This is a genomic window from Streptomyces sp. NPDC031225 (genome assembly GCF_055570355.1).
In genome coordinates this window covers 227,053-247,919 of record NZ_JBVIHJ010000013.1, presented here as the reverse complement: position 1 = coordinate 247,919, position 20,867 = coordinate 227,053, and the positions used below count along the sequence as shown (strand labels likewise).

At 69.8% G+C, this 20,867-nt stretch carries 16 protein-coding genes, 1 tRNA gene and 3 pseudogenes; 9 read left to right on the top strand and 11 right to left on the bottom strand.

Going from position 1 to position 20,867, the window contains the following annotated elements; genetic code table 11:
* Positions 1–44: 44 nt before the first annotated feature.
* The 4 genes from ACZ48Z_RS23530 to ACZ48Z_RS23515 all read left to right on the top strand — a co-directional run bounded on the left by ACZ48Z_RS23530 (position 45) and on the right by ACZ48Z_RS23515 (position 2,402).
* Entirely contained in the window at positions 45–1,001 is a 957-nt protein-coding gene (locus ACZ48Z_RS23530) for a Yip1 family protein (protein WP_468737813.1), read from the top strand.
* Positions 1,002–1,159: 158 nt separating this feature from the next.
* Entirely contained in the window at positions 1,160–1,567 is a 408-nt protein-coding gene (locus ACZ48Z_RS23525) for an NUDIX hydrolase (RefSeq protein ID WP_468737812.1), read from the top strand.
* Between the two features lie 60 nt (positions 1,568–1,627).
* Entirely contained in the window at positions 1,628–1,771 is a 144-nt protein-coding gene (locus tag ACZ48Z_RS23520) for a hypothetical protein (protein WP_468737811.1), read from the top strand.
* Between the two features lie 181 nt (positions 1,772–1,952).
* Positions 1,953–2,402, top strand: a complete 450-nt coding sequence (locus ACZ48Z_RS23515) for a hypothetical protein (protein ID WP_468737810.1) — start codon at positions 1,953–1,955, stop codon at positions 2,400–2,402.
* 69 nt (positions 2,403–2,471) lie between these two features.
* On the opposite strand, the gene ACZ48Z_RS23510 is transcribed toward ACZ48Z_RS23515, so the two are convergent.
* Together ACZ48Z_RS23510 and dcd are read right to left on the bottom strand one after the other, a co-directional pair.
* Entirely contained in the window at positions 2,472–2,987 is a 516-nt protein-coding gene (locus ACZ48Z_RS23510) for a phosphoribosyltransferase (protein WP_468737809.1), read from the bottom strand.
* On the bottom strand, positions 2,984–3,559 hold the full coding sequence (gene dcd / locus ACZ48Z_RS23505) for a dCTP deaminase (RefSeq protein WP_037702868.1): 576 nt from the start codon (positions 3,557–3,559) through the stop codon (positions 2,984–2,986). The genes ACZ48Z_RS23510 and dcd overlap by 4 nt, the downstream gene beginning before the upstream one ends.
* Positions 3,560–4,071: 512 nt before the next feature.
* On the opposite strand from dcd, the gene ACZ48Z_RS23500 reads away from it, so the two are divergent.
* Positions 4,072–4,145, top strand: a tRNA-Gly gene (locus ACZ48Z_RS23500).
* 529 nt (positions 4,146–4,674) lie between these two features.
* On the opposite strand, the pseudogene ACZ48Z_RS23495 reads toward ACZ48Z_RS23500, so the two are convergent.
* Together ACZ48Z_RS23495 and ACZ48Z_RS23490 are read right to left on the bottom strand one after the other, a co-directional pair.
* Positions 4,675–4,855: pseudogene (locus ACZ48Z_RS23495) on the bottom strand (PIN domain-containing protein); the annotation flags it as partial.
* 66 nt (positions 4,856–4,921) lie between these two features.
* A pseudogene (locus ACZ48Z_RS23490) lies at positions 4,922–5,035 on the bottom strand (type II toxin-antitoxin system VapB family antitoxin); the annotation flags it as partial.
* A 271-nt stretch (positions 5,036–5,306) separates the two neighbouring features.
* Here ACZ48Z_RS23490 and ACZ48Z_RS23485 point away from each other — a divergent pair.
* Positions 5,307–5,465, top strand: a complete 159-nt coding sequence (locus tag ACZ48Z_RS23485) for a hypothetical protein (protein WP_468737808.1) — start codon at positions 5,307–5,309, stop codon at positions 5,463–5,465.
* 5 nt (positions 5,466–5,470) lie between these two features.
* On the opposite strand, the gene ACZ48Z_RS23480 is transcribed toward ACZ48Z_RS23485, so the two are convergent.
* Positions 5,471–6,271, bottom strand: coding sequence for an FHA domain-containing protein (locus ACZ48Z_RS23480; RefSeq protein WP_468737807.1), 801 nt, complete (start codon positions 6,269–6,271; stop codon positions 5,471–5,473).
* Between the two features lies 1 nt (position 6,272).
* Entirely contained in the window at positions 6,273–8,240 is a 1,968-nt protein-coding gene (locus ACZ48Z_RS23475) for a serine/threonine-protein kinase (RefSeq protein WP_468737806.1), read from the bottom strand.
* A 216-nt stretch (positions 8,241–8,456) separates the two neighbouring features.
* Here ACZ48Z_RS23475 and ACZ48Z_RS23470 point away from each other — a divergent pair, with 216 nt between their 5' ends.
* On the top strand, positions 8,457–9,884 hold the full coding sequence (locus ACZ48Z_RS23470) for a tetratricopeptide repeat protein (protein ID WP_468737805.1): 1,428 nt from the start codon (positions 8,457–8,459) through the stop codon (positions 9,882–9,884).
* A complete protein-coding gene (locus ACZ48Z_RS23465) occupies positions 9,881–11,719 on the top strand; it encodes a serine/threonine-protein kinase (protein WP_468737804.1) in 1,839 nt (612 codons plus the stop codon). Before ACZ48Z_RS23470 ends, ACZ48Z_RS23465 begins: the two co-directional genes overlap by 4 nt.
* Positions 11,720–11,762: 43 nt before the next feature.
* On the opposite strand, the gene ACZ48Z_RS23460 is transcribed toward ACZ48Z_RS23465, so the two are convergent.
* The 3 genes from ACZ48Z_RS23460 to ACZ48Z_RS23450 all read right to left on the bottom strand — a co-directional run bounded on the left by ACZ48Z_RS23460 (position 11,763) and on the right by ACZ48Z_RS23450 (position 15,871).
* A complete protein-coding gene (locus ACZ48Z_RS23460) occupies positions 11,763–12,320 on the bottom strand; it encodes a hypothetical protein (RefSeq protein ID WP_468737803.1) in 558 nt (185 codons plus the stop codon).
* Positions 12,321–12,354: 34 nt separating this feature from the next.
* Positions 12,355–12,807 (bottom strand): hypothetical protein, encoded by a 453-nt coding sequence (locus ACZ48Z_RS23455; RefSeq protein WP_468737802.1) that lies wholly within the window; start codon positions 12,805–12,807, stop codon positions 12,355–12,357.
* A 751-nt stretch (positions 12,808–13,558) separates the two neighbouring features.
* Positions 13,559–15,871 carry a YncE family protein gene (locus ACZ48Z_RS23450; RefSeq protein ID WP_468737801.1) on the bottom strand — a complete coding sequence of 771 codons (2,313 nt, stop codon included), beginning with the start codon at positions 15,869–15,871 and terminating at the stop codon, positions 13,559–13,561.
* Between the two features lie 405 nt (positions 15,872–16,276).
* Here ACZ48Z_RS23450 and ACZ48Z_RS23445 point away from each other — a divergent pair, with 405 nt between their 5' ends.
* Positions 16,277–18,928, top strand: a complete 2,652-nt coding sequence (locus ACZ48Z_RS23445) for an RICIN domain-containing protein (RefSeq protein ID WP_468737800.1) — start codon at positions 16,277–16,279, stop codon at positions 18,926–18,928.
* Positions 18,929–19,077: 149 nt separating this feature from the next.
* On the opposite strand, the gene ACZ48Z_RS23440 is transcribed toward ACZ48Z_RS23445, so the two are convergent.
* Both ACZ48Z_RS23440 and ACZ48Z_RS23435 read right to left on the bottom strand, forming a co-directional pair.
* On the bottom strand, positions 19,078–20,316 hold the full coding sequence (locus ACZ48Z_RS23440; RefSeq protein ID WP_468737847.1) for an ABC transporter ATP-binding protein: 1,239 nt from the start codon (positions 20,314–20,316) through the stop codon (positions 19,078–19,080).
* Positions 20,317–20,599: 283 nt separating this feature from the next.
* Positions 20,600–20,830 (bottom strand): annotated as a pseudogene (locus ACZ48Z_RS23435) (ABC transporter permease); the annotation flags it as partial.
* Between the last annotated feature and the right edge of the window lie 37 nt (positions 20,831–20,867).

Genomic DNA, 20,867 nt, shown 5'->3' with positions numbered 1-20,867 from the left:
GAGCGCGGAGCCCCGTAGGGGACGGCTGAGAACTCCCTTAGGGGATGTCACAGCTCAGCCGCAAAGCCGTCCCCGAAACGCCCGGCCCCGCACGTTGCTCTCCAGGACCAGGTACGTTCGAAGACGTGGCTGGATTCAGGATCGGACGCGGCCGGGACAACGGCGCTCCTCATACGCGACCGCAACACCCTCCGTACGGGCAGCAGGCGCCCCAGGGACAGCCGTACGGCTATCCCCCCGCGCCTCCGCAGCCCCAGGGCCAGTGGACCCAGGGCGGCGGTGGCGGCTACGACGAGCCGGAGTACTTCGGCGCCGGCGCGGGCGCCCCGCACCCGCAGGGCGCCCCGGACCCGTACGCGGCCGACAACCCGGGCCACACCCAGGCGTTCTCGGTCGGTGAGGACCCCTACAACCCGGGCGGCACGTACCGGGCGGGCTCGGCCCCGGCGCCCGTGGCAGGCCCCCGTCTGCACTGGAAGGCCCTGCTCGGGGGAATCTTCACCTCCCCCAACCAGACCTTCCTCCAGATGCGGGACTACTCGATGTGGGGCCCGGCCCTCATCGTCACCTTCCTGTACGGCCTGCTCGCGGTCTTCGGCTTCGAGGGCGCCCGCGAGGACGCGATCAACGCCACCCTCTCGAACGCGATCCCGATCGTCCTCACGACGGCCGTCGCCATGGCCCTGTCGGCCTTCGTCCTCGGCGTCGTCACCCACGCCCTGGCACGTCAGCTCGGCGGCGACGGCGCATGGCAGCCCACGGTCGGCCTCTCCATGCTGATCATGTCGCTCACGGACGCCCCCCGCCTGGTCGTCGCCATGTTCGCCGGCGGCGATGCGTCCTTCGTCCAACTCCTCGGCTGGGCCACCTGGGTGGCGGCCGGCGTCCTCCTGACCCTCATGGTCAAGGCCTCCCACGACCTCCCCTGGCCGAAGGCTCTGGGCGCGTCGGCGATCCAGCTGATCGCACTGCTGTCGATCGTGAAGCTGGGCACGTTCTAGGTTCTACGCGGCGACGCCGACGAGGGGCTCCAGGCCGACACGGCCGGGAGCCCTTCCTGTTTCCCCGCGGGGTGCGAGCGGCGGGCGCGCTTCGGTCTGCCGGGCGGGGCCGTCCCGTACTGCTGCCGCCGCCGACACCCTCCGCTACGGTCCTGGCCATGGCGAACGGCGACGTAGTACCGGAGAAGGTGGCGTGGGTCCTGGTGCGGGACGACCGGGTGCTGGTGACGCGCAGTCACGGCAGAGATCGCTTCTACTTCCCGGGCGGTCATCGCGAGCCGGGCGAGTCCGACAGCGAGACCCTGGTGCGGGAGATCGACGAGGAACTACGGGCGGCGATCGACCCCGCCTCCATGGTGCACTTCGGCACGTTCGAGATCGGCGAGGGCCATCCGGAACACGGCCCGTTCCGCATGATCTGCTACACGGCCGATCACCACGGCGAGCTGACCCCGTCAAGGGAGATCGCCGAGAAGGCATGGTTCCGCTACGCCGACCGGGCCCGGGTGACGGCGGTCGACGAACTGGTCTTCGACGCGCTGCACAAGGCCGGGCGCCTCACCTGACCCCACAGTCGCTGTACACCAGCGAACCCACAGGTTCTGGTCCGAAGCCGGGTGGAACTCATGGCAGAACCGACCCGACTCAACATCACGCTGGACCTCATGATCGGGTGGGCCCATCCGTCGTACTGGGAGCCAGTCGAAGGCGAATGGGGAGCGATCGAGGTCGCGTCTCGGGAGCCGATCGTGCGGATCATCGGCAGTTGATCTGCGGTACAGCACGGAAGTACAGCAATCGTGGCGACCGAATGCGACCGGCATGAACTGTGGTCACCCTCGTAATCAGGGCGGGAGACCTCAGCGACCTCCCCGCCCGTAGTTCGCATCGAGGGCATGTGGAAGCACGACCGTCGTGGCGGTGTCAGTCCCAGCGTGCACAATGCCGTCCATGAGTGAGCGCTACGAGGTCGTCCTTTCCTGCTACTTGCGCGACGACACCCCCGAATGGGTCATGGCCGCCCTGCGGTGGCACTTGGGCATGGACACCGAGTTCCCCGAAGGTCTCGACGACCAAGACGAATTTCTGTACCCACTGCTCGTCCCCGACAACTACGCCAACCGTCGGGTGCCCTGTGGAGATGTCGCGTCCCTGCGTCGCGAGGTGCAAGAGTTCACGAGTTCCGGGGAGAGGTATGAGTGGGAACTTTTCGCACGCTCCGGCTGGATCGACGACTCCATGCTTTACCTCCGGGGCTTGTTGGACCTACTCGCCCCACACATCGCACAGCCCGGCTACGGCGGCCACTTCCGTCACCTATTCGACACCGAAGTGACTGTCTTCGACTTCCGTGACGGAGCGTACGAGCCCTTCAAGATATGGGGTGTCGACCCGCAGTAACAGGGCGGCAAAGGGTTCGCGCCCCGCATCGCCCCATCGGAGGCATTCGGCGGAGGAACACGCACCGGATCAGAGCGCTTCCTTCGACGGTGTGACCGGCTCCCCCGACTTACGTACGACAGGCAGAACACTCCACGGAAAGTTGATCCAGTCGTCCGTGCGCTTCCACACGTACTCGCACTTCACCAGGGACTGGGACTTCTCGTAGATGACCGCGGAGCGGACCTCGGCGACGGCGTCGAGGCAGAAGTCCCGCACCAGCTTGAGCGTCTTGCCGGTGTCGGCGACGTCGTCGGTGATGAGGACCTTCTTGGCGGAGAAGTCGATGGTGTTGGGGACGGGGGCCAGCATGACCGGCATCTCCAGGGTGGTCCCCACGCCGGTGTAGAACTCCACGTTCACGAGGTGGATGTTCTTGCAGTCGAGGGCGTACGCGAGACCGCCGGCGACGAAGACACCGCCGCGCGCGATGGAGAGGACGATGTCGGGCTCGTACCCGTCGTCGGCGATGGTCTGCGCGAGTTCGCGGACGGCGGTGCCGAACGCCTCGTAGGTGAGGTTCTCCCGTACGGCTGCGGCGCTCATACCTGGGTCCGGTGGAAGTTGAGGAAGGAGCGGGAGGCGGTCGGGCCGCGCTGGCCCTGGTAGCGGGAGCCGTAGCGCTCACTGCCGTAGGGGAACTCGGCCGGCGAGGAGAGCCGGAACAGGCACAGCTGGCCGATCTTCATGCCCGGCCAGAGCTTGATGGGGAGCGTGGCGAGGTTCGACAGCTCCAGGGTCACGTGCCCGCTGAAGCCGGGGTCGATGAAGCCGGCGGTGGAGTGGGTGACGAGCCCGAGCCGGCCGAGGGAGGACTTGCCCTCCAGGCGCGAGGCGAGATCGTCGGGGAGGCTGATGACCTCGTACGTCGAAGCGAGGACGAACTCACCGGGGTGGAGGATGAAGGGCTCGTCGCCCTCCGGCTCCACGAGCCGCGTCAGATCGGCCTGCTCCACGGAGGGGTCGATGTGGGGGTACCGGTGGTTCTCGAACACCCGGAAGAAGCGGTCGAGGCGTACGTCGACGCTGGACGGCTGCACCATGGATTCGTCGTAGGGATCGATCCGCACTCGCCCGGCGTCGATCTCGGCCCGGATGTCCTTGTCTGAGAGAAGCACGCCCCGAGGATACGCAAGGCGCGCGGACCGACCACAATCGGACGGACCCGCGCGCCTGGCACTAACTTCTCAGTGGAACTTCTCAGCGCTTCTCCAAGGTCACCTGAACGACACTGCGAAGCCGCGCGCAGCGAGGACACCGGACGAGTCGTCCGGGACCGAGGCGCTCGGCCTGCTGCATCGGGAACGAAGCGGTGCTGAACACGTGCCCATCGGCACAACGGACGACGGTGCGCTCCATCAAGTTCTGGAGTCCCTTCCCCAAGAGCCGCGTCGGGCTGCTGCTCACCTGACGACAAATGCCACATTACGGGATGGACAGGGCGACCCTCCAGGCGGCACTCCGGTCCCGCCCGAACCCTCTTCCCCGCCCCCACCGTACGCCCCAACTCCCGTCCCCCGCAGCCCCGTCCCACCCCTCAAACGCCCGCGGGCCCCACGGGTTCAGCGCCGGGGGCCTGGCATGAGGTAGGGTTGCGTTGCGTCTCGGCACCAGTCCGACCGGCGCACACGCGGGTGTAGTTTAGTGGTAGAACATCAGCTTCCCAAGCTGAGAGTGCGAGTTCGATTCTCGTCACCCGCTCCAGATCGAAACCCCAGGTCAGCAGCCTGGGGTTTGTGCATTGCTCAAGGCTCCTCAGCAGCTTCCGCCCCTTCGAGCACGCAGAGATCGGGCACCCGAAGGGCACGAGTGCTTGGCGGATGCCATGCAGGCGCCACTCTCGGTTGCCAAATCGCACCGCTGGCCTGGGATTTCGTGGCGCACATCGGAAGTGTTCACGAACCTGAGCCCTCAGCCTGCTGTTCCCACGCCTTTGGCTTCAGAAGAGCTTTGAATCGACGGTGGTTACCGCCGCTGACGGTCTGCGTTCTCCCGTGACCGGATGATCCGGCAGACGACCTCTTCGGCCACCTACCGGCAGTGTGCCATGGCGGCCGTGTCCGGTCGGTGGCGCCGGCCCAGTAATGAGCCGTGACCATTGACCCGCACCAGTTGGAGCGGCAGCGATCAAGGCCGCTGGTGATGTCACGCCGCTGGTCAGCCCGGCACGGAACAAAGCCCAGGTGTTCGCAGAGAACGTCCCCATCCGCAATCTGTCGGGCGACAATCCGCCTCAGGCCGCGTCGCGGATGTTGTGCTCGGTCAGGTCGGATGCGTGCCGGGCAACAGCGCGGTGGTCGGCGTCGTCATGGAGGACGGTCAGACCGTGATGGGCGGGCGGTGGCAGCGATGACAAGGTCCACAGCCGAGGCACTGCGATGTTCCCCAGCCCGGGCTATACGGTGTTGCACTTCCTCGACTGCACCCCACTCACGCGCACGCTCGAAGTGACGGCTTATGCGTGCCGCCCGCTCCTGCTGCTCGGCGTAGAAGCGCAGAGCGAGATTGACCGCCTCGTTCTTCGTCCTGACCCCGGCCAGAGCCATGGCGCGTTCCAAGGCGGCCTCATCGATGTCGATCTGGGTCACAGACATGTGGCGCCTCCCGCGGACGGCCTACGCGGAGAAGGCGGCGAGGACGGAGAACCAGACCAGGCCAGGATCCACGACATCCTGATGGTGAGTGAGGCGGTCGTTCATCAGGGTCCAGCCGAGCCATCCGCCACCGTTGATCGCCGCCCGGCACCACACCACCACCAGCGCGCCCGCCCGCGTACCCGAAAGCCGGCGGGACGGTGGAGTCCGGCCCGCACCCCAGCTTCCCGGGGCCGTTCCGGGACCCCTCCCGACGCTGTGCCGGTAGGCATTGGCCGACTCCCGGGCGCAGGGCTTCATGGACCTGGAGTACCCGTACGGGCGGGAGTACGCCGTGTTGGGCTTCATAGCGGTGGTCCTGACCGGCACCGGTGTGGCCCTGCTCTACGGCCGTCGCGGCAACACGTACTTCCGCCGGCGGCCATGGTGACGGCTTCAGGCGGAGTCGATCAGTGCCAGGTCCATCGGTACGAGCGTGGTCGATGCCAGCAGGGCCCGGATCAGGTGGTCGTTGAGCGCGTTGCCCACCGGCTCGCCGAGCTCCTCGCGGGTCAGCCAGGGCACCCCGTCGCGGGACAGCTTGGTGCGCACGCCGTTGACCAGGTGCTCGACGCGCTTGTCCGTCCAGCCGGCACCGGGCTGCACCTCGGCGAGTTCGGCGGCGGTCTGCCGCCAGGTCAGCGGCTGTGGCCGGGGTTCGTGCAGCAGGTAGCGCCGGCCGAGGACGACGAGGGCGAGCTTCTCCTGTTCGGTGAGCGCCCACACCCGGGGCGGGCGGGTGACGTCCTCGTGCCGCGGCGTCGGCCGGTCGCCCTCGGGGCCGGTGACGAAGACCTCCAGCAGGTGCTCGCGCCTGTGGGAGCCGCCGACGAACAGCGGGGTGTAGCCGGTGTCGAGCGGCAGTGACTCCTCGCCCCGGAACAGTAGCCGGGCCCCCGCGCAACGGATCGGCAGCCGCCCGGAGTTGCTCACCCACCAGCGGCCGTCCCGGTGTGTGAGCGTGCCCTGGTGGCGGCTGACCTGGGGGTCGTCCTCGCCGAGACAGACATGCACCTCGGGGCGGTTGCGGCCGAACAGCACCTCGCGGCCCTCCCCCGGCCCCAACGTCATACCGCCGGTCAGCGCGAGCGCGAAAACGGTGCCGGGCAGCCGTGCGGACGCGCCCCGGGCGAGGCTCCCATGGGTGGCGGGCAACCGCCTGGCGCCCGTGCCGTCGGGAGTCACCGGCTCCGTCATGTCACGCCTCCGGCGCTCGCTTCGCGATGTTCCGCACGACGACGGCCGCGAACTCCGCTGCGCTGTCGCACAGTTGCTGGTCCGACTGCGGCGCGTACACGGTCAGCTGGAGCAGCTCGACGGTGCGGTCGCCGACGGAGTCCGTGTACGTACGGTGCGGTGTCCGTACGGTGCAGCTGTCGTCCTCGGCCTCGTCCGCCACGTAATAGCTCCGCGTCCCGGCGACGTCCACCGCCGTTCCGTCGTCGGAGTCCAGCGAGTTGTCCCGGCTGAACTGGATCTCGACCTCGCGTGTGCCGTCGTCGCTGGACCAGTCGCAACTCCAGGAACCGAAGCCGCGGTCCCGGTTGTCCGCGTCGACGCCCGGCAGCCGCCTGAGCTCGGTGGCGTCGAGCAGGGTGCAGGTGTCCAGCCGGGCCAGGGAGTTCGCGGCCGGCGACGACGAACGCCGGGGCACCGGGCCGTCGGCCAGCACGCCGACCACGTGGTCGGTGGCGGCGTCGGCCATCTGGCACGGGTCGGGCGCCGCTTCGCCCAGTTGCTTCCCGATGACGCGGACCTGCTTGCCGTCGGTGGTCAGGACGGCCCGCTCGCAGGCCTTCCCGTCCCGTTTGAGGGTCACGACCGTGAGGCCGCCGGCGAGGTGGGTGGATTCGATATCCCCGAAGTCGTCCCGGTTCGAGTCGAGGTTGACCTGGACGTCCGCGTTGTCGTCACCGCTGTTGTTGCGCACCAGGACGTCGCAGCGGTCGAACTCCCCGTAGTCCGGGTCGAGTACGGTGTCGCCGAAGCGGCTCAGCGAGGCGGCGTCGAGCAGCCCGCAGGGGTCCGCCGTACGCTCATCGCCGATGACACCGGCCAACAACGTGGCCGAGGGTTTCGCGTCGGTCGCGCCTGTACGGCCGCCCTCGTCTCCCCCGTTCTTCGAGGCCCACGGGGAGGCCCATGGACCGAAGACGACCAGCCCGGCCGTGATCGCGCCCGCCGCGGCCAGCGCCACCGCCGCGATGACCAACCGACGTCGGCGCAGGGGCTGTTGCGGCTGCGGCACGAAGGGCGTGGAGTCCTGCGCTCGGCGGACGAGTCGCCGTAGCCGGAGGGTTGGGGACGTGCGGTCCCGCACACGGCTGTCGTGCAACTGCTCCGCTATGTGCGGGGGCGGTGGCGCGGCCCGCGTCAGCAGGCTCTGTGCCCTGGCGGCGTCGGGTCGGCGCCGGGGCTCCACCTCCAGCAGGGCGGTGAGCAGCCCCGCCAGCGGGCCGGCCCGGTGCGCGGGCTCGATATGTCCCTCGACGGCCCGGGCCAGGTAGGCCATGGGGTGTTCGACCTCGCCGTACGGTGACCGGCCCTCGACCGCCATGAACAGGGAGGCCCCCAGGGAGAACACGTCGGACTTCTCGCCCGCGGGCAGACCCTTGGCCAACTCCGGGGCCAGATACCGGGGTTTGCCGGGCACACCGCTCGACCCGCTGTGGGTGACGTCGCTCCACAGGGCCCGCGAGATCCCGAAGTCGGTCAGTCTCGCGACGCCTTCGTCGGTGACGAGGATGTTCTCCGGTGTCACATCGCCGTGCACCACGCCCTCGTGGTGGGACTTCGCCAGCGCGGCCGCGATCTGGCAGCCGATCGACCCGGCCGCCTCGGGCGGGAGCGGACCGCTCTCCGTCAGGATCTGTGCGAGGCTGCGCGAGGGGACGTACTCCATGATGATCCAGCAGGCGGCGCCCTCGTCGACGAAGTCGAAGACGCCCACGATGTTCGGGTGGTGCAGCCGCCCGGCGTTGCGCGCCTCGCCCATGAGCCGTCGCGTGGCCCGATCGTCGTCCAGGCGTGCGCACTTGACCGCGACCCGCCGTTCGAGCCGTTCGTCCCAGGCCAGCCAGACGACGCCCATCCCGCCTCTGCCGATGGGCTCCCGCAAGAGGTACCGGCCGGCGATCCTGTCCCCGGCCTCCGGCGTCACCAGCACCGCCCCACTCCTCGCCCCACCGCCGACGGTCCTGCCAGACGACGGAGTGTACTCAGCCCGCACCTGGCGGTGATCTCTTTCACCGGACTTCGGGCGGACCCTCCCACAACCCCCACAGCACGGCCTGTTCACGGTCCGCCCGGGACCCCTCCCGGGAACGGCGCCGCACCATGCGCGCACCAGACCTGTTCGTGACCGAGACCGGGGGAGATCAGGATGAGCGACCCGACGTACGCCCTGCCCACCAGGCCGAGTTCCGCGCCCGACGAGCCCAGGGCGCCCGACCCGATGGCCGTCGCCCTGGGCAATGCCTCGCTGCTCGGTGTCGGCTATCTGATGCTGCGGCGGCGCGGGCTCGCCCTCGCCGCCGTGGCCGGCACGACCGTGCTCGTGTGGCGGCTGGTCACGACCACCTCGCCGTCGTACGAGGTGGCCTTGCTCGGGTGGTGGGCGGCCGTCGTCGCCCATGGGTGGTTCCTGGCACGCGGAGGCGGCGGCAGCCGGGGGGCCGTGCGCAGACAGCGTCTGGTCGCGCTCGGCATCACGCTGCCGGTGCTGCTGGTGGTGGGACTGTTGCGCTTCGACGCGTTCACGATCGGTCGCAGCGTCACCGAGGCACGCGAAAGCGGCGACTGCGCACGGGTGTCGACCGCCCAGGACAGGGTGTGGTTCGGGCACCGCGTCGCCGACGCCCCGCTCACCGCCCGCGGTGACGAGGCCGTGGCGGCGTGCGACCGGCTGCGGACGGCCGGGGCCGAGCTGAGCACAGCGCTGACGGGCGACACCGAAGCCCTGACGGAAGGCTTCGACACACTCGCTTCCGTACTGGCCGAGGACGGCAACGAGAAGACGGCCGAAGCGACCTTGAACGGATTCCTCGGCGGGCTGCCCGCCAAGGACCCCTGCGACACCGCGACCGTCACCGACTGGCTCCGCGACCGGAAGTGGAGCCACGACCTACTGGAACGGACCGCCGACGCCGCCGGGAGGACCGAGCCCGCGGCACTCGTCGGATGCGGTGACGACCTCCTGGCGGACGGCGACTGGGAGGAGGCGCGCACGTACTACGACCGGCTACTCAGCCGGTATCCCGGCAGCGGCCTCGCGGACCGGGCCCGGAAGGGAGCCAGGAAGGCCACGCTGAGCATCGAGTTGGCGAACGTCCGCGGCCTGCTCCATTCGGAGACCGGTACACAGCCCGAGTACTGCTCGAACCCGGCGCAGTACAGCGGCGCCAAGCCCATGGGCAAGGGCACCAACCCCGCGCTGTTCTATACCTCCGACCAGTACGGCACCACGTCCGACTACCCGAAGCGGTTCCCCGGCTCCTGGAAGGCGGGGGATGCCACCGACGCGGTGCTGGTGGTCTGCATGGGTGAGGGCGCCTTCGGGGATTCCGTCGAGACCTGCCCGTACCGGAGCGAGTCCACCGGCAACGTCGGGTACGTGAGCTTCCACAAGATCGAGATCCCGGTGAAGGTCTACGAGCTGCGCAGCGGCAAGTTGGTCGCCAACCGCAAGATCCAGATCAGCGGTACGAGCTGCCCCGCGACCATCTACACCGCGGAGACCACGGTCTCGGTGTACGTCGACCCCTCCAAGTCCGATGTACGGTCCGCCTTCCGCCCGCTGGTCGTCCGGTGAGCGGCGGCGCGGAGCGTGGCCTCGGCGGGATCATCGCCGGGCGGTACCGGCTCCAGGAGCGGCTGGGTTCCGGCGGTGGCGGACATGTGTGGCTGGCCGAGGACGAGGACCTCCAGGTCCGGGTCGCGGTCAAGGAGATCGCGGTTCCGTACGAGTCGGACGGACCCGGCGACGACCCCGTCCACCGCGGGCGCAGGGAGGCGCTGAAGGCGGCGCAGCTGCGCGAGCACCCGAACGTGATCACGGTGTACGACGTGGTGGAGGCCGACGACCGCCCGTGGATCGTGATGGAGTACCTGCCCGGCACCCGGGATCTGCGAGCCGTGGTGGAGGACCGCGGGCCGCTGCCGAGCGAGGAGGTGGCCGGGATCGGGGCGGCCACCCTCGACGCGCTGTCCGCCGGGCACCGGCTGGGCATCATCCACCGGGACGTGAAGCCCTCCAACGTCCTGTTGGCGCCGGACCCGTCCGGCGCCGCCGATCGACGGGTTCTGCTCACGGACTACGGCATCTCGCTGTGGCCCCGGGAGACCCGGGTCACCCGGAGCGGCATGGTGGTGGGCACCCCGGGCTACCTGGCGCCGGAGCGACTGTCCGGCGGCGAAGCGACGGAGGCGACCGACCTGTTCTCGATCGGTGCCACTCTCTACTTCGCCGTCGAGGGCGCCTCCCCCTTCGAGCGGGACACACTCGACGCATCCCTCATGGCGGCGCTGACCGCGGAACCCGCCGTACCGCAACGGGCGAGCGACCCGCTGAGCCGCGTGATCATGGGGCTGCTGGCCAAGGATCCGGCGGAGCGTATGCGGGTGGAGCGAGCACGTGAGCTGCTCGCGGAAGCCGGGGGAACCAGGTCCCCTCGTACGCCACTGCCCGGGCTTCCCGGAGCCGCCCGGGAGAGGACCGGTTCCAGCGCCGATTCCGCCGCCCCGACCGGCTCCGGGCGCACCTCGGCCGCCGCTCGCCGGGCGCCCGGCCGGCGAACGTCCGTACTGCTGACGCTCGTTGCCATGCTGGTGGGGGCCGGCGGATTCGCGCTGGGCGCCGCCACGCACACGGTGGAGAAGGCCGGGGTGAACGGGCCGGAGGTCGGTACGAAGGTGACCGCGAGCCCTTCCCCGACCGTGACCCGAAACGCGTACCCGTACGGCCGGCAGGCGGGGCTGCGCGAGGAGCTCACACCTGGACAGTGCGTCGACGCCGACGGGAAGGACGGGAAGTTCAAGAAGCTGCCCAAGGTGAAGCTCGTCGACTGCTACGACGACAATCCCGACGGCCAGGTCATCACGACCGTCGCAGCCGACGGCCCGCGGGCAGTACGGGAGGAGTGCACCCGGCGCACCGCCAAGCTGCGGGCGACCATGGCCGACCCGGTGCTGTACGTCCTCACGCCCGGGCCCGGGCAGAGCGAGCCGCCGCCTTCGGCCTGTCTGCTCTTCCTGAAGAACGCCACCGCGGGCGGCCCGCTCGGCGACTTCCGCAAGTTCGGCAACGAGGTGTACGTCACGCAGCTGGGCCCGGGTGACTGCATCGACACGCGGAAGGACGAGGACGACACGTACACCAAGACCCTGGTGAACTGCGGCGGACCGCACGACCAGCAGATGGTGGGCTGGACCCGGGCCTCGGGCGACGGCTCGGCGGACAGTGTCGACGCGGGAGACCTCTGCGACGAGAAGTACGGCGTCAACTGGGCCCGTGGCCAGGGACACGAGATGTGGGGCTGGTACTCCTCGGACGAGGAGTGGGACGCCGGGTTCCGATGGGTGTTGTGCGGCGTGGGCCAGGAGGACGGGAAGAAACTCCCCGGCGGAACGCTGAAGTCGGCGTACTGACTACCCGCAGGATCCCCGGCGCCATCGACGCCGCTCGAGGTTGCTACCCGACGTCCTTCACCGAGGTCGGCCCCAATTGTTTGGCACTGGCGTACTCCGGCATCGTCATGGGCTTGTCGAACAGGAAGAACGACTGGTTCGTGCCGACCGTGAACTCCATGTACACGCCCGTCGTGGCATCGAAACCGTAGTAGGCGTTGCAGGTGGAACCCGACGAATACGTGCCGTCCATGCCGGGCTGCGCGAGGACTGCGACGCCGTTGGAGGAGGACTCCACCCTCTCCGTCGGAGTGAGCATCTTGCAGCGCGGCACAGGCAGGCCCTTCATGACGAAGTACCCGTACTCGCCATTGGCGTTCTGGATGTAGACGTACGAGAGTTTGCCCCGCTTCCCCCACGTCCTGATCCACTGGTTGATCGCTTCGCGGGTCGGCGAGTACTCCATGCGGCCCGCCGGCTGCTGGGCCACGAGACGGTCGTAGTTGTCCTGCTTGGCCTTGTTCTCCTTGTCCTGGCCGGAGTCGCCGGTGCAGGACGTCAGGGCAAGGCCCACAACGAACGCGACAACGGTGGCCAGGGCCATGCGTGCGAAATTCTTCATGCGGTACTGCCCTCTTCCCGGGGTGAGATGGGGATCAGTTGGTGCACGTCGTGTGCTCGGCGCCGGCATCCAGCCGGTACGGCAGATCCTTGTCGCGGAAGGGTGCGCGGTGCTCCTGGGCGGCCTTCGCGTTGTAGGCGTTGACCGACTCGATCCGCGTGGCCTTCAGCGCGGTGATCGACTGGTCGATCTGCGTCGTGCGAGTCTCCGAAGCGACCTCCCGCTCCTCCCGGAGCGCCTGGATCGTCCCTTCGGCGTTCTGCACGGCCTCGCACAGATCGAAGAACTCCTCGTACGTGGTCTGCCGGAACTCGCCCGAGCCGACACTGTTCTCGCGCTTGTCCGCCTCACCGCGGAACGGGGCGGTGATCCACTCCGCGCCGCCGAAGGCGAACACCCCGATCACGTACAACACCGCCAGGCCGATGACCCCGCTGACGGCCCAAGCCGCCAGCCGTGCACCCTCGCGTACCTGCCCCACGGTCATCCCCCTTCACCGGTGTCTCCAGCACACACCGCATCTGTAACGAAGACCGGGCTTGCGCGTGCAGGACCCGAATCGTTGGTTGCACGCGAGGCACTTGACTCCGGTGGAGGCTGGTCGTGTGTGCTGCCCGCAACTGATGTCCGATGCTAGGAGGAGCGTCCGGGACCGGTCCCGCGCACTTGCAGGCCCTCCCTGTTCCTCGGGTTCCCGATCACCCGCCGGTCCCCCGAGCACAGCGAAGGCGAGACCGCCGGCCCACATGCGCAGCGCACGACGCCGGAGCGCAGCTCCCGCAGCCATCGCTCACGGTCGGACAACCGGCTGGTAGCCACGGAAGTCGCCCGACCGGCGCAAATGATTCGCATGTGCCATGACGCATTCCGACCGTCACGATGCCCGGGGACAGCGATGGCTCCTCAGGCCCGCCCGCCGCTTCTCCTGCTCCGCCCCGAAGGCCGTGCCCACAGCACGCCCATAACCCGCTCTTCTTGAAGCCCCGGGCCAGCGGCCTGGGGCCGCTGCATGTCAGAGGTCTCTGTCGCGTTTTCCGGCACGCAAGGCACCCGAAGTTTGGGCACGCTGAGGGCACGAGTGTCTGGTGGCCGTTGTTCCTCCGCCACGCACAACGACCCGGCCGCGGCGCATCCAGCTGCCGCGCCGAGTGTGCGGAGCACTGCAACAACGACCGCGTCCCACCGGTCCAGGAGGTCCAGGAGGTCCAGGAACACAAGCAACCCCGAGCCGCTGGGTCTTACGAGGGGCTCCCGGGGCGGACCGTCAGGTAGGTCCACTGGCTCCATGCGCTGCCGGTCTGTGCGCCCCTGGCCGGCGGCGTGTAGTGAGCCCGGATGCGGTAGTGGCCGTTGCTCGCGAACAGCTTCAGAGTCCGGCCGTAGCCATACCAGCCGTCGGAATACACGGGCACGCAACTCTGCGAAGTCACCTTGTGCCAGGCCCCCGAGTAGTAGTGCTCCAGGTACACCGACGTGCAGCCGCCGGACTGGTGGGGGGTGACCTGGACGTTGAACCCCATGTTGACTTCGGACTTGTAGAAGACCTGGTAGGTGGTGGCTCCGATGCGGGTGGTCCCCGTCGGCCACTGCATCTGCGTCCGGGTCGTCGGCGTGAGGATCGCACTGGTGGTCACCGTGCGCGGCTCGTAGCGGTAGTCACCGGCGAAGGCCGCGCTGAAGACGGTGTTGCGGGTGATCTTGTAGTGCGCGACGAGGTTCCCTTGCGCGTCGACCTTGCCGGTCTTGAGCTGCGTCCGCGACTTGCCCGCAGGCTGGTCGTACAGCGTCACGAGACGTGAGTTGTACGTCGTCCCCAGATGCGCGGTGACCTTGACCGTCGCGCCGGAGTGGTACGACTTCGCGTCGGTCGCCACCTTCAGGCTCGGAGTGGCTCGGGACACCTGCACCTTCGCCGACGCCACGACCGGGAGGTAGGACGTGCCGCCGTCGTAGGTGAAGGCGTACGTGTTCGCGCCGCCGGTCTGCGGGGTGTCGTGGAAGGTGAAGCTGCCGTCGGCGGCGACGGGCACGGTGCCCACCGAGTAGCCGGAGGGGTGCGCCGAGTCGGTTTTGACGACGTGGACCGCGCCGGTCGCCACGTGCGCATGCGGCCAGGTGAGTTGCCCGGTGACGGTCATCGGTGCGGCACGGTCGCCGGCGGAGGGAGCAGTCAGCGCCATCGTGGGCGCGTACTTCGCGACGTGGACGTCGAAGGTCTGGCCGGCCGGGGCGTAGTGGCCGCTTCCGGAGTAGTCGACGCGGAAGCTCAGCGGGCCGGTGAGGGGAGCGGTGCCGGCGACGTAGTAGGAGCCGAAGAAGTCGACCGGCATGCGTGCCGGGGTGGTGGTCGGGTCCGGGATGAGCACGCCGTCCGGATCGGCGTCGTCGTAGCGCGTGATCCGTACCGTGCCCGGAAGCATCGTTTCTCCGGCACTGAGGCTGAGGGGCGAATCGAAGCCTGCTTGGAAGGAATAGGCCTCGCCAGGGGCGAGCGGAGTCGTGTTTGAGCGTCCGATGAGCCTGACCCGCGCGGTTTCCGGGTTACGAGCTGTCCGGAGCGTCGGTGTTCCCCCGGCGGCGTCCACGCCCACGGCGTAGAGCTCGCTTCCGTCCGGCGCCCAGGCAAGGCCGTGTGCGGCCAGGCGTACCGGCGTCTCGAACCCGTACTCGTTGTAGAAGCCCTCGCCCGTTTCCGGAAATGCCTCGAACGAGTAGTCGTTGCAGCCGCAGCCGGCCAGGGTGCCGTCCGCGGCTACGGCGACGGCTTTGGCGGCCACAGGCATGGCAAATCGCCCGTCCACCGCCAGATCCGAGGTGCGGTACCGATTGTCGCTCGCGACCTTCCAGGACGAGACCGCCAAGTGCTGCCCGTCCGCCGTGACCGCGAAGTCGCTCAGGTCGGAGACGGGCAGCGCCTTCGCGGCCTGCCGGGTCAGCGCACCGCCCCCGGCCCGGTACGTGACGAAGGCGGAGGTGTCGCCCGTCTGGGCGGCGGCCGCGAGTACACCGGAGGGGGTCGGGGTCGTCGCCAGCATGGGCGGTGTTGCCCAACTGCCGGAATCCTGCCGCAGAGTGACCGTGCCGGCCCCGTCGACGGATCCGATGCCGCCGGCGCCCGCCGTGCCGTACCCGAACCAGAGAGTGCCCCCGGCGACGGCCAGCGAGTCCGGATGGGTGGCCGCGCCCGTGCCGTAGCGAGCAGCCTCCGTCAGCTTGTCCGTGCTGATCGCCACGATCGTGTCGTGGTCCGGCAGAGCCGCGTACAGGGCGGATCCGTCGTCGGAGAGGGCAAGACCGGTGGCCCCCGGCTCGCCACTGATCATCGTCGGGTTCCCGCCGTCGAGGTCGGTGACGAGAATGCCGTCGGTGCCGGAGCCGCCGCTGATGAACAGGTGTCCGTGCGGAGCATCCACCACCATGTGCGCGAAGTGCGCGATCGGCAGTGGGACGTCCGACGCCGCGTACGAGTCGACCGCGCCTGGACCGATGGCAATCGTCAGTCCCAGGAACAGCGCTGCGGCGGTCGGCGGCGAGAAACGCGCCAGCTTCATGACAGGCCCCCACATAACCTTCACGATCAAGGGGCGCAACCTAGCACGGGAAGATCGGGCGTCGACCGGTGGGTTCCCCGGGGCCACATGACGTTTCGTGTACCTCGAAGGTGGCAGCCGGCCAAGTCGCCGTCGGTGAAATGAACTTGGGCACCGGGGAGCTCGCCGCACAGTCCGGGTGAGGGACCGACGCACCATCGCGGGGCTTCCGGGCAGGTTCTGCGCAACCGTCGCCCGCAGTTGCGACCAGACCAACGCCAGCGCACCCGAGGTGACCTGAAAAAGCTCCCCGCTCGCGGCAACCCTATGCGGAGCCTGTGACCACAAGGAAGCGGATCCGGCCAGTTCCGGTGGCCGGGATCCGGCTTTCTCTCGTGAACGGCTTGCAAGGAGAACACCCCGCTCATGAACCACCCCACGAACGGCGGGCGCCGCGGGCGTCATCGCCGTCGCTGGACCGCCACCGGTCTGATCCTCGGCGTGCCCGTCGTCCTCGTGCCGTATCTCCTCTACGCGCAGGAGGACTCACAGGCCGCGACGGTCGACGGCACCGCCTACTACCGGCTGGTTTCCGTGCGCAGCGGCAAGGTGTTGGACGTCAACGGCTTCTCCACCGCCGACGGCACCCGTATCCGGCAATACACCGACCAGCACACCGCCAACCAGCAGTGGAAGCTGAAGCCCACCGGGGACGGCTACTACGAGCTGGTGAACCGCAACAGCGGCAAGGTGCTGGGCATAACCGGTAACTCGACCGCTCAGGGCGCCGCCGCCGAGCAGCAGACCGACAGCTCCTCCACCGCCCAGGAGTGGCGGATGAGCGAGGTGAGCGGTACCGGCGCCGTCACCTTCACCTCCCGCAGGAGTGGTCAGGTCCTGGACGTTTCCGGGGGCTCCACGGCTGACCTCGCGGCAGTCATCCAGTCGCCGAAGAGGGGCACCACCAGCCAGCAGTGGAAGCTGGTGAAGACGGCCGAGACCCCGGCGGCCGGGGCCGGCACGGCGCAGACCACGGCCGCGGCCGGACCGTACAGCTGGAAGAACGCCCAGGTGGTGGGCGGCGGTTACGTCACCGGGCTGGTGTTCAACCCGCGGGAGAAGGGCCTGCTGTACGCGCGCACCGACATGGGCGGCGCCTACCGCTGGGACACCGGGGCCGAGCAGTGGATCCCGCTGACCGACTGGATCGGCGAGAAGGACTGGAACCTGCTGGGCATCGACTCGGTGGCGACCGACCCCGTCGACCCCAAGCGGCTCTACCTCATGGCGGGCACCTACACCAACGACTGGGCGGGCAACGGCGCGATCCTGCGCTCCACGGACCGGGGCCGCACCTTCAAGCGCACCGAGCTGCCGTTCAAGGTGGGCGGCAACGAGGCCGGCCGCGGTGCGGGCGAACGGCTCGTGATCGACCCGGCCAACCACGGCACCCTGCTGCTGGGCACCCGCAAGAACGGCCTGTGGCGCAGCACCGACTACGGCGTCACATGGCGTCAGGTCTCCTCGTTCCCCGTCAAGGACGGGGCGAGCAGCGGTGCGGGCATCTCCTTCGTGACCTACGGCCCGGCCGGCAGCAAGACGATCTACGTCGGTGTCGCGGACGGTTCCACCTCCCTGTACCGCTCGACCGACGGCGGCAGCACCTGGCAGGCCGTCTCCGGGCAGCCCAGCGGCCAGATGCCGCAGCACGGCGTGGTCTCCGGCGACGGCTCGCTGTACCTGACGTACACCGACACCCTCGGGCCCAACGGCGTGACGGCGGGTTCGGTGTGGAAGTACACACCGGCCGGCGGGGCGTGGAAGAACATCTCGCCCTCGCAGGGGTCTTACGGGTTCTCCGGTCTGGCCGTCGACCCGCGCAAGCCGTCCACGGTGATGGTCACCACCCTCGACCGCTGGTGGCCGGAGGACGAGATCTACCGCAGCACGGACGGCGGCACGACCTGGAAGGCACTGGCCGACAAGTCGGCGCGCAACGCCTCGGCCGCCCCTTACGTCGGCACCCACACCGGGCACTGGATGACCGCCCTGGCCATCGATCCCTTCAACTCCGGGCACGTGCTGTACGGCACCGGCAACGGCATCATGCGCAGCAAGGACGCAGGCGCCTCGGACAGCGGCGGCACCAGCCACTGGAGCAGCGGGGCCCGAGGGCTGGAGGAGACCGCGCTGATGGACGCGATCGCCCCTCCCGGCGGCGCCACCGTCATCACCTCCATGGGCGACCAGGGCGGCTTCCGGCACGTCGACCTGACCAAGGTGCCCTCCGGGCGGCTGAAGAGCCCGATGATGACCAACAGCACCGATATCGACTTCGCCCAGTCCAAGCCCGCGCTGATGGTCCGCGTCGGCCGCGGCGGCGCGCAGGACGGCGCCTACTCCACCGACGGCGGCCGCAGCTGGAACGGCTTCAAGGCGGAGCCGGTGGCCAGTGCCCAGGACGGCCATGTCGCGCTCTCGGCGGACGGCTCCACCATCGTCTGGACCGAGGACGGTCAGGCCCCGTACCGCTCGACCGACAACGGGGCGAGCTGGTTGAGGGTCGGCGGCCTGGGCAACGACGCCGTGGTCGTCGCCGACCGCTCCTCGGCCAGGACCTTCTACTCACTGTCCGGCGGCACGCTCTACGCCAGCACCGACGGCGGCGCGACCTTCACCGCCCGCGCCGGTAACCTGCCCGCCGGCAAGCTCACCGCCGTCCCCGGTATCGCCGGGGACCTGTGGATCGCCGGCGGTGACAAGGGGGTGCTGCACTCCACCGACGGCGGCCGCACCTTCACCACGCTCAGGTCGGTGCAGTCCGCCTCCGCCCTCGGCTTCGGCAAGGCCAAGCCGGGCACCGGCTACCAGGCCCTGTACCTGATCGGCACCGTCAAGAACGTCCCCGGAGTCTTCCGCTCCACCGACAAGGGCGCCACCTGGCTCCGCGTCAACGACCAGGCCCACCAGTGGGGCGCCATCGGCAGCGTCGGCGTCATCACCGGCGACCCCGACACCTACGGCCGCGTCTACGTCGGCACAAACGGACGCGGCCTCCAGTACGGCGACCCGTCCTGACCCACCCACCCGAGCGGGGCCGCAGCCACAACGACCTGCGGCCCCGCCACGGCGGAGGGACCTCAAGAGGCGTGCATCCGCAACCCGACTGCGCGAGGTGGCACCGGCGCTCTGGCGCCCTCCGAACCGAGCCCTGGCCCACGCGCACGTCAGCCCCCCAATGAAACCCCCGTGGCCAGCGCCGCGGTCACGGGATGCGTCGGTGAGTTGAACAGCTGTGCGGTGGGGCCCGACTCGACCGTGCGGCCCTCGGACATGACGACCAGGGAGTCCGTGCGGTCGGCGACGAGGCGCAGGTCGTGGCTGACGAGGACCAGGGACAGGTTCCGGTGGTCACGGAGCTCGGTCAGCAGGTCCATGACGGCTACGGCGGTGTCCGCGTCCAGTGCGGAGGTGACCTCGTCGCAGAACAGCACGTCGGGGTCGGCCGCCAACGCGCGGGCGATGGACACGCGCTGGCGCTGTCCGCCGGACAGTTCGTGGGGGTAGCGGTCGGCCGTGGCGGCGGGCAGGCCGACCTGTTCCAGGACGCGGGCCGGGGCCTCGGCGCGGCCGGTCCGGCCGTGCAGCAGGAGGGGGCGGTGCAGGGTCGCTCCGACTGTGCGACTGGGATTGAGGGTGCCGAGCGGGTCCTGCGGTACGAGTTGCAGGCGGCGGCGTTGCTCGCGGGAGCGACGATGAGCGGCGGGGGCCAGACGCGCGTCGTCCAGGGCGACCACACCGGCCGTGGGTCGGTGCAGGCCGACGAGCGTACGCAGCAGTGTCGTCTTGCCGGAGCCCGAGGCGCCGACGATGCCGAGGCTGGTCCCGGCGGCGAGGGTGAGATCGATGCCGTGGAGGACGGGGACGCGTCGGCCCCGGTGGAGGTGGGCGGCGTGCAGGGCGGATGCCGTGACGACGGGCGGGGCGTCGGATGCGATGCGGTCCTTTGCCATCCGCGGTGCGGGCACGTTCGCCTTGGGGCGCGGGCCGCTCAGGTCCACGACCTCGTCGGCGAGCCGGGCGACCAGGTCGGTGTCGTGGCAGGACAGGGCGATGGCGATGCGGTGGTTCTCGGCGAGGTGGCGCAGGAGGTCGGCGATCTCGTCGCGCAGCGCCGGGTCGAGTCCGGCCGTGGGTTCGTCCAGGAGCAGGACGGCCGGGCGGCGGGCCAGGGCCCGGGCCAGCGCGACCCGGCGCTGCTGGCCGCCCGAGAGGCCGCCGATACGGCGGTCCGGCAGGCCGTCGTCGACAGGCAGCCGTACCTCGGTCAGCTGGGCCCGGATCGCCTCGCGGCCGTTGTCCACGGCGACTTCGGCGAGCAGGCGGCGCACGCTCATCCGCGGGTTGAGGCCGGAGCCGGGGTCCTGGCCGACGTAGGCGAGGCGGTGCCGGCGCAGGGTGCGCAGGGCGGGTGCGGGCAGGGTGAGGGGGTCCTGGCCGAGGACGGTGACGGTGCCGGCGGTGCGTGCGGCGCCGGGGGGGCAGGGCGCCTGTCACCGCGCGCAGCGGGGTGGTCTTGCCGCAGCCGGAGGGTCCGACGACGGCAGTGATCCGGCCGGGGGTCAGCTCCAGGTCGGCCCGGTCGAGGAGAAGGCGGCCGTCGGTGGCGGGCGACGGTCAGGCCGGTGACCTGGACCGCGCCCGCGCCCTCCGTCGCCTGGCTGTCGGAGTACCGGTCGGGCATGTGGTTCACAGTGCGGGCACCGCCTTCCGGCCGGTTGCGGGGACCAGGGCGGCCGCCGCCAGGTTGACGCTCATGGCGAGCAGGCCGATGGCGATGCTGGGGGCGAGGACGGCCCAGGGGTTGAGGAGGATGCCCGCTGAGTTCTCGCGGATCATCAACGCCCAGTCCGCCCCCGGAGGTTGGGGGCCGATCTGGAGGAGGCCCGCGGTGGCCACCAGGTACACGGCGGCGACGAAGCCTACGGGGCTGGGGAGCCGCGGGACTCGTTGCCGA